Origin of the sequence: Sedimentitalea sp., assembly GCF_039973035.1 — a bacterium.
Taxonomy (GTDB): Bacteria; Pseudomonadota; Alphaproteobacteria; order Rhodobacterales; family Rhodobacteraceae; genus Sedimentitalea.
On the sequence record NZ_JBDWLR010000057.1, the window covers coordinates 34697 to 48844 of the forward strand.

The window sequence follows — 14148 nt, forward strand, 5'->3', positions numbered from 1 at the left end:
GCCTAGCGGTTTCGCCCGACCTGCCGGCAGATCAGGATCACCGGCAACAATCCCACGGCCACGATCACCAGCGAAGGCACCGCAGCGCCTTCCAATCGTTCATCGCTGGCCAGACGATAGGCCTGAACGGCCAGCGTATCATAGTTGAATGGTCGCATGATCAAGGTTGCAGGCAACTCCTTCATCACGTCCACGAAAACGATCAGCAGCGCCGTAAGCAAGCTCGGCGTCAGGATCGGCAGATGCACCCGCCGCAACGTGCCCAGCGGCGTTTCGCCAAGGGATCGCGAGGCCGCATCCATGTTGGCGTGAACCGTGCTTTGCCCGCCCTCATATGCACCGAGCGCCGCCGCCAGGAACCGCACCATGTAGGCCGCAACGAGCAACCAGATCGACCCTGTGACCAAGAGACCGGTCGAGATGCCAAACGTCGCCCGCATCCAGGCATCCAACGCGTTGTCAAAGGCCGCAAACGGCACCATCAGACCCACCGCAATCACGCCGCCCGGCACCGCATAACCCAGCCGCGCGACATAGCCGGCCGTGGCCGAACCACGGCCCGGACGGAGCCGCTGAAAGAACCCGACTGTGATCGCCGCCATTAAGGTCACGACCGCCGCTGTCCCGGCCAGCGTGATCGAATTCTGGATAAATCCGATGTACCGACGGCTGAGCAGATCCTGTTCCCCACCCAAACCCATCACAAACAGCACGATCGCAGGCAAAACACAGCCCAGGACCACCGGAATTACGCACAGCAACATCGCCAGCGCCGCCCGCCAACCGCGCAGCTGCGCAGGCTCCATTGCCATCTGGCGCTTACCCGCCTCGTGGTACTTTGCGCGTCCTCGCTGCAACCGTTCGGTTACAGCGAGAAGCAGGGCGAAACTCAGCAGGCACAGCGCAAGCTGGGCAGCTGCCGCTCGATCCGCCATCGAAAACCAGCTTGTGTAGATACCGGTCGCAAAGGTTTGCACGCTGAAATAAGCCACCGTGCCGAAATCGGCGATCGTTTCCATCACCGCCAGCAACACACCCGCCGCAATCGCAGGGCGCGCCATTGGCAGGCTTACGGTCCAGAATGCCGCCCATGCGCTCTTGCCAAGCGTCCGCGCCGCGAGAAACGCGGCCGAGCTTTGTTGGAGAAACGCGGCGCGTGCAAGAAGGTAGACGTAGGGATAGAACACCAGCACCAGCATGGCGGCTGCGCCCCAGAGCGAACGAATTTCGGGAAACCAATAATCACGTGGCCCCCAGCCGGTCACGTCACGCAAAGTCGATTGCACGATCCCCGGGTGATCCAGCAAATAGGTATAGGCGTATGCGAGCACATAGGCCGGAAACGCCAGCGGCAGCACCAGCATGATTTCGAGGATCCGCACCCCTGGAAACCGTGTCATCGTCACCAACCAGGCCGCCCCGACACCAAGCGCAAAGGTGCCAGCAGCGACCAACGTCACAAGCGCGAGTGTCGAGCCAACGTATCGCGGCAGGACAGTATCCAGCAAATGGGAAACCGTGTCGGTGCCACCCGTGACCGCCGCCAATACGACCGCCAGCATCGGGAGCAGGCAAACCGCCGCTACGGTATAGGCGAGTCCGGCAAGCGGCCCGGCACCACCATGTCTGCGTCGCCGCTTGCCATTTGCGGCCAGCTCGATGGCTTCGGACATTGCGGGGGCCTTTACCTCACGTGACAAAACAGGGGGGCAGGTACCCTCCTGTCCCTTATTCGATCAATTGCGTCGGGTTTTCCAGCCCGAAACCGCAAAACTGCGACAGCATTGCGTTGCTCCGGAACCCTCACAGGCAGGCGTAGACCCTAGTCGTAGCTTCGCTGATCCTCGATCACCAGACCATCCTTTGGCAAGCTGCCGGGCGCAACAACGTCGATTGCACCCTTAAGCTTGAGCACATCTGCCACGGTCTTGGCATAGGCGCTGGCATCACCCCCGGCGGCCTCGATCATGACGGTCATCGCGTCCATCTCACCCTCGCGGCTGGCAACGACCCGTGCCTTGACGATCTCAGCGTGCCGTTCGACCAATGCGGCGACCTGCTCGGGGCGAATGAACATGCCTTTGATCTTGGTGGTCTGGTCGGCACGTCCCATCCAACCCTTGATCCGCATGTTCGTGCGTCCACAGGGACTTTGGCCCGCCATCACTGCGCTCAGATCGCCAGTCGCAAACCGGATCAGCGGATAGTCGGGGTTCAACGTGGTCACCACCACCTCACCAACCTCACCCGGCGCAACCGGCGTGCCGGTTCCGGGGATGACAATCTCGACGATGACCTGTTCGTCGACGATCATTCCCTCCATCGCGGCGCTCTCATAGGCGATGTTGCCCAGATCCGCCGTGCCGTAACTTTGCAGACACAGGATGCCACGGTCGGCATATTCCGCACGCAGGCTGGGGAACAATGCGCCGCCGCCGACTGTCGCCTTGGTGATCCCAAGCGCCACGCCCATGCTGTCGGCTTTATCGAGGATCACCTTTAGGTAATCGGGCGTCCCCGCATAGGCCGTTGTACCGACGTCTCGCGCCGCCGTGACCTGCAGTTCGGTCTGCCCGGTTCCGGCGGGCAATACTGCCGCGCCGACAGCACGCGCGCCGCTTTCAAAAAGCATCCCTGCGGGCGTCAGATGATATCCAAAACAGTTCTGCACGATGTCGCCCGCACCGATGCCCACGGCATGCAGCACCCGGCCAAATCGCCACCAATCATGATCGACGCCACCCGGTTCATAAATCGGGCCGGGCGACTGGAACACATGAGCATAGCCCGACGCCGGTTTCGCCGCAAAGCCACCGAATGGCGGGTTGGCCGATTGCGCCTTGCCCAGCTCTGATTTGCGCAACACTGGCAATGCCGCAAGCGCGTCGGCATTCGTAATCGCATTTGCGTCAATCTGCCCAAGAGATGCGGCATAGCCTGTTAGCGTCTGAGCTCGGGCAATCTGCAACGGCAGCGCCCGCGCCAGATCTTCGGCTCTCTGGTCGGCGCTGCGGGTTTCAAGCTCGTCGTAGAAAGATGATGACATTTCGCCCTCGTGTCCTCTGACGTTAAGTGCGGGTCGGCGGGCGGAGCCACGCCAAAAGAAGACCTGCGGTAAAAATGGGGATGGGTGGCAGCAGGCCTGCCATCAACTCAGCCAACGCTTGCGGCGACGGTAAGAACGCACATCGCGAAACGATTTACGCCCTTCATCCGACATGCCGAGATAGAATTCCTTGACGTCCGGATTTTCGCGAAGTTCGGCGGCAGGGCCGTCCATCACCACACGTCCGGATTCGAGGATATAGCCATGATGCGCAAAGCGCAGTGCGACGTTGGTATTCTGTTCCGCCAGCAGGAAGGACACGCCTTCCTTTTCGTTGAGATCTTTTACGATCCCGAAAATCTCTTCGACCAACTGCGGCGCAAGACCCATCGAGGGCTCGTCTAGCAAGATGGTCTCGGGTCCGGCCATCAGCGCACGTCCGATTGCCACCATTTGTTGTTCGCCACCGGATGTGTAACCGGCCTGACTCTTGCGGCGTTCGCGCAAGCGCGGAAAATACTGATAGACCTTTTCCAGATCGGCCATCATCTCGCCGCGGCCCTGATTGCGGGTATAGAATCCGGTCAGCAGGTTTTCCTCGACCGTCAAATGCTCAAAACAATGACGGCCTTCCATCACCTGAATCACGCCGCGCTTGACCAACTCGGCAGGGTCCAGATCCTGCACCCGGTCTCCGCGATACACGATAGAGCCCTTGGTCACTTCGCCACGCTCGGAATGCAAAAGATTGCTGATCGCCTTCAACGTCGTGGTCTTGCCAGCGCCGTTCCCGCCCAGCAACGCAGTGATACCGCCCTTGGGCACCTTCAGGCTGACGCCCTTGAGCACGAGGATCACGTGATTGTAGATCACCTCGATATTGTTGACTTCCAGCAGGGTCTCGGCCTGCACGTCCGTAGGTTTGGCAGCGTCCAGCATGGGGTGTCTTTCCGGCAAATCTTGTGATGACCCGACGGCGACCAAAGCCGCCGCCGAGCGTTATTCGATTATTCGCAGTTCGGCGCGACGTTGTTTTCGGCGGCAAACGCTGCAGAATCCTCGTCGATAAGTGGCTGAACCACGTCTTGGTCGGACTGAACGAATTCGCTGATCAGGTTCCACTGCTTCGCATTCGCATCCCACTGGGTTACAGCCACAAAGCCGTTGCCACCGTGGTTTTCGCAGGTCACCTCGAATTCAGGACCGAAGTTTGGAAGACCAAGCGCGGCCATCTTTTCCTCGGTGATCTTCAACGCTTCCATGCCGTCACGCATCTGGCCCGGAGTGATGTTGGCGACTCCGTGGATTTCCTGTGCCGTCTTGGCAGCTTCGGACACGAGCATCGCCGCATAGAGACCTCGGTTATAGAGAACCGTACCGACTTGGTCGCCTGCACCCGCTGCTTTTCCAGGTTCGATGACGAATTTCTGCAAATCGTCGTACAGCGGATAGTCGCTGCCGACGTTGTGGAAGGTAAGGGCCTTGTAACCGTTGGCCGCTTCACCGGCAGGCAACACGTCGTTTTCGGAACCCGACCACCAGATGCCGATGAACTTGTCCATCGGAAAGCGAATGTTGGCCGCTTCCTGGATCGCGACCTGGTTCATGACGCCCCAGCCATACATGACCACATAGTCCGGACGGTCACGACGCACCTGAAGCCACTGAGATTTCTGTTCCTGACCAGGGTGATCGACCGGCAGCAGGACCAGTTCGAAACCGTGCTTCTTGGACAGTTCTTCAAGCGTGCGGATCGGTTCTTTGCCATAGGCAGAGTTGTGATAGACCAGCGCGATCTTCTTGCCGTTCAGGTCACCACCTTCTTCGTCCAACATGTATTTGACCGCTACCGACGCGCCGTCCCAGTAGTTGGCCGGAAAGTTGAACACATGGCTGAACACGTTGCCGTTCTTGGCCGAGGTTCGCCCCAGACCCGAGGTCAGCATCGGGACGTCTTCGACGGTCACTTTTGGGATCAACTGATAGGTAATTCCGGTCGAGAGCGGCTGATAAACCAGCCCGCCGCCGTCTTTCAGCGATTCATAGCATTCGACGCCCTTTTCGGTGTTATAGGCCGTCTCGCATTCGGGAACGAGAATGGTCTCGCCGCCGATGCCGCCATCGCGCTCGTTCAACAGCGTGAAATAGTCGGCATAGCCATCCGCGAACGGAATGCCACCCGCCGCATAGGGGCCGGTGCGATAGCTCAACGATGGGAACACAAGGTCCGCCATCACCGGCCCGGCGGCCATGACGGCGCCAAGCGCCAGAGTTGTCAGTTTCAATTTCATCGGTTCGTTTCCTCCCTGTTGGTCTTATCCGATGGTGTGTCTGTCCCCGCAGGGACAGTCGATCCGTAAGATGGGTGCGTGCACCAATCCTGCGTTAGTATGGGAACGGCCAAAGCCTCAGCTTCTCCTTCGCCAGCCGCCACAATTGTGCCAGCCCGTGTGGTTCGACGATCAGAAAGAACACGATCAACGCGCCGACGACGACCAATTGAAGATGCGCAACGATATCGGTTGGCCAGCCGAACATGTCGACGCCCACAACCTTGAGAACAACCGGCAGCAACACCAGAAAGGCCGCGCCGGCAAAGGAGCCGAATATCGACCCCAGGCCGCCAACAATCACCATGAACAGCACGAGAAACGACTTGTTGATGCCAAACACCTCGCCGACCTCGACCGCGCCAAGGTAGACCGAAAAGAACAGCGCTCCGGAGATGCCGATAAAGAAGGAACTGACCGCAAACGCCGTCATCTTGGCCTTCAGCGGGTTCACCCCGATGATCTCGGCCGCGATGTCCATGTCGCGGATCGCCATCCATGTGCGACCCATCGTACCACGCGTCAGGTTCCGCGCAATCAGGGCGCTGAACGTGACAAAGATCAGACAGAACATATAGGTGGCCCAGGCCGGCGCGCTCGCACCGGTAATCAGCACGCCGAAAACTTCGCGCTCGGGTGCACTGATCTGACCAGAGGCAGAATAGTTGTAGAACCAGGGCACCCGGTTGAACAGCCAGACAAGAAAGAACTGCGCCGCCAGCGTCGCGACAGCTAGGTAGAACCCCTTGATCCGCAAACTTGGCAGCCCGAACAAGACCCCGACACCCGCAGTTACGACACCTGCCAAAGTCACATGCACGAACATGCTGACATCCGGGAACGAGGTCATCAGCTTATAGCAGGCATAGGCGCCCACCGCCATGAACCCACCGGTACCCAGACTGACTTGCCCGCAATATCCGGTCAGGATGTTCAACCCAATCGCCGCGATTGCATAGATCAGGAACGGCAACAGAATTGCGTTGGCCCAGTAATCGTTGATGATGAAAGGCACCACCAGAAAGGCAATGACAAGCACCGCATAGTATCGGTACCGATCGAACCGGATCGGAAAAGTCTGGTTGTCAGAGGCATACGAGGTATGGAAATCCCCGGCTTCACGATAGAACATGCTCAGCTTGCCCCCTTGGCATGTGCGCGGTTGCGCGTTTCGGCATCAAGCTGGTTGGACTTGCGCGCATAACCGCTCGCCTCCGCAGCACGCACCAGTTTCATGTAGGCCAGAATGCCCCCGACGAAACCAGCAAAGGCCAGCAGCGCCGCAATTACGATTTGCTTGTCACTCAGCCCGTCGGCGGTCAGGGCGAGATAGCCAAAGGCCCAAAACCCCGACCAGGCGATCACGTTAAGGATGGCAACGAACTTGGTCATGGCTACACCCTCTCGATGATCTTTTCGCCAAACAGGCCCTGCGGACGGAACAGCAGGAACAGCAGCGCCAAGACATAAGCAAACCAGTTCTCGGTGGCACCACCCACCATTGGGCCGATCGCGAATTCAAACATCTTTTCGCCAACGCCAATGATCAATCCGCCGACAATCGCGCCGGGGATCGACGTAAAGCCACCCAGCATCAGGACCGGCAACGCCTTGAGCGCAATCAGCGACAGGCTGAACTGCACGCCCGATTTGGTGCCCCACATGATACCAGCAACCAGCGCCACGATTCCGGCCAGCGACCAGACCAGTACCCAGATGAAATTCAGCGAAATCCCAACCGACAATGCAGCCTGATGGTCATCCGCAACGGCCCGCAAGGCGCGTCCCTGCTTGGTATACTGGCTGAAAAGCATCAACGCGATCACCAGCAGCGCCGCGATAATACTGGCCACGATGTCAAGATTGTCGATAAAGAACCCATAACCAAAGATTTCGTAAGTCACCGTATCGATCGTCTCGTTGATCCCCTGCGGCAGCCCGACATCAAGTTTCTTGATCTCTGAACCCCACATCAGATCGCTCAGACCTTCAAGGAAATAGGCCAGCCCGATGGTCGCCATGAACAGGATGATCGGTTCCTGGTTGACCAGATGCCCCATGACGAACTTCTGCACAGCCATCGCCAAAAGAACCATGACCCCGACCGTCAGGATGATCGCGAACAGCGCCGGGACATGCCAACCGAAATGGTGGATATCCGTGCCGAATATCGCGTTGATCAGATGCGAGAACGGCACCTGCCCTTCCATGATCCCAACCAGCGTCATTGCTGCAAACAGCGCCATGACACCCTGCGCGAAATTAAAAATCCCGGACGCCTTGAAGATCAGCACAAAGCCCAGCGCCACCAGCGCATAGAGTACCCCGGCCATCAGACCGTTCAGAAAGACCTCCATCGCGAAAACCAACTGCTCAGGCATGCGCCACACTCCCCATCATCACTCGTGCCGGCTCAGTCATGGCTCACTCCCAGATAGGCATCGATCACATCCTGATTGCTGCGCACCTCATCCGGTGTGCCATCGCCGATCTTTTTGCCGTAATCCATCACCACGACCCGGTCGCTCAGGTCCATGACCACGCCCATGTCGTGTTCAATCAACGCGATGGTGGTGCCGAATTCGTCGTTCACATCCAGGATAAAGCGGCTCATGTCCTCTTTCTCCTCGACATTCATCCCCGCCATCGGCTCGTCCAGCAACAACAGGGTCGGCTCCGCCGCCAACGCCCGCGCCAACTCAACCCGCTTCTTTAGGCCATAAGGCAGACGTGACACCGGGGTCTTGCGAATATGCTGGATCTCCAGAAAATCGATGACCTTCTCCGCAATGTCACGGTTCGCGGTTTCCTCAGTCTCGGCCTTGCCCTTCCACAGCGCCTGCGACAGCAACCCACTCTTCATCTGTGTCAGCCGGCCGGTCATCACGTTGTCCAGAACGCTCATGCCCTCAAACAAGGCAATGTTCTGGAACGTCCGCGCGATGCCCTGGCGCGCCACTTCGTAGGGTCGCATCTGCGGGCGGCGCGATCCCTTGTACCAGACCTCGCCTTCCTGTGGCACGTAGAACCCGGAAATCACGTTCAGCATCGACGACTTACCGGCCCCGTTCGGGCCAATGATCGCCCGGATCTCACCCTCGCGAATGTCGAAACTGATGTCGGTGATCGCCTTCACCCCGCCAAACCGCAGGGTGATGTTCTTCATCTCCATGACAACGCCGCCAATCTTGCGGCCATCCTCGGTCACATATCCTTCGGATGCATCAAGCATCGCGGCGTCCTTTCATGTTCGAGCAGTCCGTACCTTCATGGGACGGTGGGCGGGGCGATGACCGCAGGTCGAGCGTCGTCCGGCCGACCCTCATTCCGCGGCAACCTTCTGCGGGACAACTGGCAAAACCTTAGCATCACGAACTTCAAGCGTCGCCTTGATCGAACCCTTTCGCCCGTCTTCATAGGTCACTTCGGTCACCGTGCTCACCTTGGGCGAGCCATCATACAGTGCCTTGACGATGTCATCGTATTTGTCTTCGACAATCCGTCGCCGAACTTTGCGGGTGCGGGTCAATTCGCCATCATCCGCATCCAGTTCTTTGTGCAGCACCACGAAACGATGCACCTGACAGCCCGACAACATCGGGTCTTCTGCAACCGACCGGTTGACCTCTTCGACGTGGCTCTGGATCGTATCCATCACCTGCGGGTGCCCGGCCAGTTCCTGATAGGACGCATAGGCGACATTGTTCCGTTCAGCCCAGTTGCCCACAGCCGACAGGTCAATGTTGATAAACGCCGTGCACTGGTCGCGGCCATTTCCAAAGACCACAGCCTCCAGCACGTTGGGATAGAATTTCAGCTTGTTTTCAACGTATTTCGGCGCAAACAGGCTGCCATCCGCCATCTTGCCCACATCCTTGGCGCGATCGATGATCCGCAGATGCCCGGTCTCTTCCTCAATGAACCCGGCATCGCCCGTCGCCACCCAGCCTTCGGCATCCTTGGTATCCGCAGTGCTCTCAGCGTTCTTGTAGTACTCGACGAACACGCCCGGACTGCGATAGAAAACCTCGCCGCTGTCCGCGATCTTCAGCTCCACGCCGGGGCTTGGCACACCCACCGTGTCCGACCGCACCTCACCGTCCGGCTGCGCCGTGATGAACACAGTGGCTTCGGTTTGCCCGTAAAGCTGTTTCAGATTGATCCCAAGCGAGCGGTAAAAATCGAAAATCTCCGGTCCGATTGCCTCGCCCGCCGTATAACCAACGCGCACCCGCGAAAAACCCAGCGTGTTCTTCAGCGGACCATAAACCAGCTTGTCCCCGATCTGGTACTTCAGCCGATCGACAAAGCTCACCGGTTTGCCATCCAGAATATCGGGTCCGACTTTGCGCGCGTGGGCCATATAGGTGTCAAACATCCGCTTTTTCAGCGGGCTGGCATCCTCCATCCGGATCATCACGTTCGTCAGCTGCGTTTCAAACACGCGCGGCGGCGCAAAGTAATAGGTCGGCCCGATCTCGCGCAGATCGGTCATCATGGTTTCCGGACTCTCCGGGCAATTGACGCAAAAGCCGCGCCAATACGCTTGTCCGATGGAAAAGATGAAATCGCCCACCCAAGCCATCGGCAGATAGGCCAGGATCTCGTCGCTCTGGCGCAGATCATCGAAATCAGAGGAGTTCTTCGCGCTTTCGATCACATTGCGGTTGGACAACACGACGCCCTTGGGTTTGCCCGTGGTGCCCGACGTGTAGAGCATGACGCAGGTGCTGTCGTAGTCGAGCTTGTCCTGCCGAGCTTTCAGTTCTGCGCTGAACTCATCGGACGCAGCACGGCCCTGATTCTGCACGTGGCTGTATTGGTGCAGATGTGAATGATCATATTTGCGCAATCCGCGTGGATCGAGATAGATCAGATGTTCGAACTGGTGCAGTTGATCCTGCACTTCGATCACCTTGTCGACCTGTTCCTGATCGCCCGCGATCACGAACCGCGCACCGCAATGACCCAGAACATAGGCCATCTCTTCCGAATTGGCATCTTGGTACAGTGGCACCGGAACGGCGCCAACCATCTGCGCGGCAACCATCGACCAATAAAGATACGGTCGGTTGCGCCCGATAATTGCGATGAAGTCGCCTTCGTTCACGCCGAGATTGATCAATCCCAGCGCAAGCGCTTCAATCTCGTTTGCGGTTTCTTTCCAGGTCCAGCTTTGCCAGATCCCGAATTCCTTCTCCCGATAGGCGGAAGACGAACCGAATTCGTTTACATTGCGATGAAGCAACGCCGGTACGGATTGCAATCCACCGGCGCCTGTCAGCGGCTGAGCCAAGTCTGTTTCCTCCCACAACCGGCCTGTTAACCGGTCTTCGATCGTATTGTCTGCGACCTTACTGACTACACAACCCGGCGCGACACTCGTCGTCAACTTTTTCCTGAAGATTGCCCAATCCTTACGAATTGTAACACCGACCCACTCTGCCTTGACAAAGCCCGTCATGCGCCGGGAACTGAGGGTGGGAATTTGCTCAAGGGACGCCAACGATGACAAAACCTGTCGTGGACTTCTGGTTCGAATTTGCCTCGACATATTCCTATCTCAGCGCCATGCGCCTGCCCGGCGCAGCCGAGGCTGCCGGGGTGTCGATCCGCTGGCGACCGTTCCTTTTGGGCCCGCTCTTCGCAGCACAAGGATTGCCGGATTCACCGTTCAAGGTTTATCCGACGAAGGGACGTTACATGTGGCGCGACATGCAACGCCGTGCCGACCAGCTTGGCCTGCCCTTTCGCCGGTTGGAAAAATTTCCTCAAAACGGACTGCATGCAGCGCGCATTGCACAGCTTGCCTTGCAGGAACCCGGCGGCATCGCCTTTTGCCAGAACGTCTATCTCGCGGAATTTGCCGAAGGTCGCGACATTTCCGATCCCGACGTCCTTGGCGACTGCGCCGCGCGTGCTGGCCTGACTGAGGACATCCTGACGCGTGCACACATGGCCGATAACAAGCTGGCCCTGCGCCATGCGACGGAAACCGCCAGGGAACAAGGCCTGTTCGGCGCGCCAAGCTTTCTGGTCGGAACGGAACTGTTCTGGGGCGATGATCGACTGCAAGATGCCTTGGACTGGGCTGTTCGCCATGGTTAAATGATCCATCCCATTTGTGAGGAGACCACAGCCATCCCCCCTCGTGCCGACCAGACAAAGGCGATGACAACTGTCGGTCTGAACCTGATTGCCCAGGCAATTTCGATTTATGACAGTGATCTGCGGCTTGCGGTTTGCAACCGTCGGTTCAAGGAAATGTTCGACCTGCCCGATCATCTGGTGCAGGTTGGCGCCCGTTTCGACGACACGATCCGCCATATGGCAACCAAGGGCGAATACGGCACCGACCATGATATCGAGCGCGCGGTGCAGCAACGCGTCAATCAGGCGCTCGCCTTTGAACCCCATTATGTCGAGCGCGAGCGACCCAATGGCCAGACCATTTCGATCGAAGGCTCGCCCCTTCCGGAGGGTGGTTGGGTCACCGTCTATACCGACATTACACGCGCCAAACGCTCCGAAGCGCTGTTGCGCGCACGCTCCGAAGAGCTGACCGATCAGGTTCTTTCCCATGCCGAAGATTTGGCGGCCACCAACCGCGAACTTGCTGCAACCATTACCGCGCTTGAGGAAGCCAAGCGCCAGTTGACCGAAATCGAGGCCCGAACACGGCTGACTACTGAAATGATGCCAGCCCATATCGCCCACGTGGATGATAACGGGCGCTACACCTATTCCAATCGTCGACTGTCCAGCGTCATGCCCGGTCGTCCGCAGGACATTGTCGGCATGCATATCGCCGAGGCACTTGGCGCGTCCGCCTTCGATCGGATCGAACCGCATCTGAACGCCGCCTATCAGGGTGAAAGCCCGGTGTTCGAGTTTACCGAGAACCACAGTGCCCGGCGTATTCGCGTGGCCTTTACCCCAGACGGCACCGGCGGGGTCTATATCCTGTCAATGGATGTGACCGGCGAAACCCAGGCACGGGTCGCGCTTCAGCAATCGCGACGTCGCGCACTCGCCGCGCAGATGACCAGCGGGCTGGCGCATGATTTTTCGAACCTTTTGACCATCATCCTTGGCATGCAATCCAAACTTGCCCGGATGGATCTCGCGCCCGAAGCCAACAATCTGGTGACGGCGACCCAATCGGCAGCGCGGCGTGGTGGCCGGTTGCTTAACCGACTTGCCGATATGACCAGCGGCCGCACCTTGCGTCCGCAGGCAACCGACATGCACGCGCTGCTCTCTGACCTCAAGCTGCTGGCGACACCTAGCCTGCCGCAGGCCGTTGGTTTCACCGTACTTGATCACATGCCAGACGAGGCGCTGTTACTTGATCCGGGCATGCTACAGGACGCGCTGTTAAACCTCATCCTGAACGCCCGCGATGCCTGTGGCGCCACCGGCCAGATCACCATCAGCGCCCATTGCATCGGCCGAACATGGATCGAGATCACTGCGACCGATACAGGGCCGGGTTTCTCAGCCGACGCGCTCGACAACGCGCTGAATCCGTTTTTCACGACCAAGGGCGGCGAAGGCAGCGGGCTGGGGCTGCCGATGGTCTATGACATGACCAAGCTCGCCGGCGGCGACCTGCAACTGGGCAACACAACAACCGGGGCGAGCGTAACGCTCCGCCTGCCTTATCGTGCGGCGCCCACCACCAGCGGCGGACTGACCCTGCTGGTCGAAGACAGCGAAGACCTGCGCGCCACCTTTCGTGACATGCTGATCGACCTTGGCCATGCAGTGATAGAGGCGACGTCGGTAGACGAGGCCACCGCCCTGACCGCTGATATCGACGACATCTCGCTGGTTCTGTCTGACATCAATCTACGCGATGGCGGGTCGGGACTTGACCTGCTAGACAGGCTGTCCGCCAGCGGCCTGCCCTGTATCCTGATGACGTCGCTACCTCCGGATGATCCGCTGCACACCGCCGCCCTCGCCCGCGCGCCAGTCCTGCGCAAGCCCTTTTCCGCCGCCCAACTCGCGGCGTTGATCCAACCCGAGGTCGCCGCATGAGTGAACCCTTTGTCACCATTCTCGACGACGAGCCGGAAATCCGGCAGATGCTGGGCGAGGTTCTGAGCGAGGCGGGTTTCCGCACCCAGAGCTTTGCCCGAGCCCGCGAATTTGAGGCGGCGCTAAAGCACGTCACACCGGATGTCTGCCTTGTCGATCTGTCTTTGCCCGACACCGATGGCCTAGCGCTGGTGCATCGTCTAGCGCTGGAGCAGGGTGCGTCGGTCATCATCATTTCGGGTCGGGCGCAGGTACAGGACCGGGTGGCGGGGCTCGAACTTGGTGCCGACGATTATATCACCAAACCTTTTGATCCGACCGAAGTGGTGGCGCGCATTCGTGCCCGTCTGCGCAGCAATCGTGCGACGCCAAAATCAGGCAATACCGCGCGCTTTAACGGCTGGACCGCGCATTTTGAACGTTACACGCTAGAAAACGCAGACGGCGAGGAGACGCCCTTTTCCCATGCCGAAGCCGAGGTTCTGCGCCTGTTTCTAGACAGCCCCAAACGCCTCATCAGCCGTGCACAGATGCAGGAAAGCCTTGGCGGCGCTGCCGGAGAAAGCTTTGACCGCGCGATGGATGTGCGTATTTCGCGACTGCGCACGAAACTGGGCGAAGACCCCAAGAATCCGCGGCTGATCAAGACCATTTACGGTGCCGGGTACATCTTTCTTGGCGATGTCGCCTGGAGCTGACCGACAGGCTGTTTTCTCCCTTGCCCGGCGT

Annotated in this window: 12 protein-coding genes; 3 read left to right on the forward strand and 9 right to left on the reverse strand. The window is 59.0% G+C overall.

Going from position 1 to position 14148, the window contains the following annotated elements:
- Positions 1–2 precede the first annotated feature (2 nt).
- From ABJO75_RS13920 to ABJO75_RS13960, 9 genes are all read right to left on the reverse strand, one after another.
- Positions 3–1673, reverse strand: a complete 1671-nt coding sequence (locus ABJO75_RS13920; protein ID WP_348126927.1) for an iron ABC transporter permease — start codon at positions 1671–1673, stop codon at positions 3–5.
- A 149-nt stretch (positions 1674–1822) separates the two neighbouring features.
- Positions 1823–3046 (reverse strand): phenylacetate--CoA ligase family protein, encoded by a 1224-nt coding sequence (locus ABJO75_RS13925; RefSeq protein ID WP_348126930.1) that lies wholly within the window; start codon positions 3044–3046, stop codon positions 1823–1825.
- Between the two features lie 102 nt (positions 3047–3148).
- Positions 3149–3985, reverse strand: a complete 837-nt coding sequence (locus ABJO75_RS13930) for an ABC transporter ATP-binding protein (RefSeq protein ID WP_348126932.1) — start codon at positions 3983–3985, stop codon at positions 3149–3151.
- Positions 3986–4053: 68 nt separating this feature from the next.
- Positions 4054–5337 (reverse strand): ABC transporter substrate-binding protein, encoded by a 1284-nt coding sequence (locus ABJO75_RS13935; RefSeq protein WP_348126935.1) that lies wholly within the window; start codon positions 5335–5337, stop codon positions 4054–4056.
- 94 nt (positions 5338–5431) lie between these two features.
- Complete coding sequence (locus tag ABJO75_RS13940; RefSeq protein ID WP_348126938.1) at positions 5432–6508, reverse strand: branched-chain amino acid ABC transporter permease; 1077 nt, start codon at positions 6506–6508, stop codon at positions 5432–5434.
- 2 nt (positions 6509–6510) lie between these two features.
- On the reverse strand, positions 6511–6768 hold the full coding sequence (locus ABJO75_RS13945; protein WP_348126941.1) for a hypothetical protein: 258 nt from the start codon (positions 6766–6768) through the stop codon (positions 6511–6513).
- 2 nt (positions 6769–6770) lie between these two features.
- Entirely contained in the window at positions 6771–7757 is a 987-nt protein-coding gene (locus ABJO75_RS13950) for a branched-chain amino acid ABC transporter permease (RefSeq protein ID WP_348126944.1), read from the reverse strand.
- A gap of 32 nt (positions 7758–7789) precedes the next feature.
- Complete coding sequence (locus tag ABJO75_RS13955; protein ID WP_348126946.1) at positions 7790–8608, reverse strand: ABC transporter ATP-binding protein; 819 nt, start codon at positions 8606–8608, stop codon at positions 7790–7792.
- Positions 8609–8698: 90 nt separating this feature from the next.
- Complete coding sequence (locus ABJO75_RS13960) at positions 8699–10672, reverse strand: AMP-binding protein (protein WP_348126949.1); 1974 nt, start codon at positions 10670–10672, stop codon at positions 8699–8701.
- 212 nt (positions 10673–10884) lie between these two features.
- Here ABJO75_RS13960 and ABJO75_RS13965 point away from each other — a divergent pair, with 212 nt between their 5' ends.
- The 3 genes from ABJO75_RS13965 (at position 10885) to ABJO75_RS13975 (ending at position 14117) form a co-directional block, all read left to right on the forward strand.
- A complete protein-coding gene (locus ABJO75_RS13965; protein WP_348126951.1) occupies positions 10885–11484 on the forward strand; it encodes a 2-hydroxychromene-2-carboxylate isomerase in 600 nt (199 codons plus the stop codon).
- Positions 11485–11547: 63 nt separating this feature from the next.
- The gene (locus tag ABJO75_RS13970) at positions 11548–13419 is read left to right on the forward strand and encodes a PAS-domain containing protein (protein ID WP_348126954.1); all 1872 of its coding nucleotides are present in this window, start codon (positions 11548–11550) and stop codon (positions 13417–13419) included.
- On the forward strand, positions 13416–14117 hold the full coding sequence (locus tag ABJO75_RS13975) for a response regulator transcription factor (protein WP_348126957.1): 702 nt from the start codon (positions 13416–13418) through the stop codon (positions 14115–14117). The genes ABJO75_RS13970 and ABJO75_RS13975 overlap by 4 nt, the downstream gene beginning before the upstream one ends.
- The last annotated feature ends 31 nt before the right edge of the window (positions 14118–14148 follow it).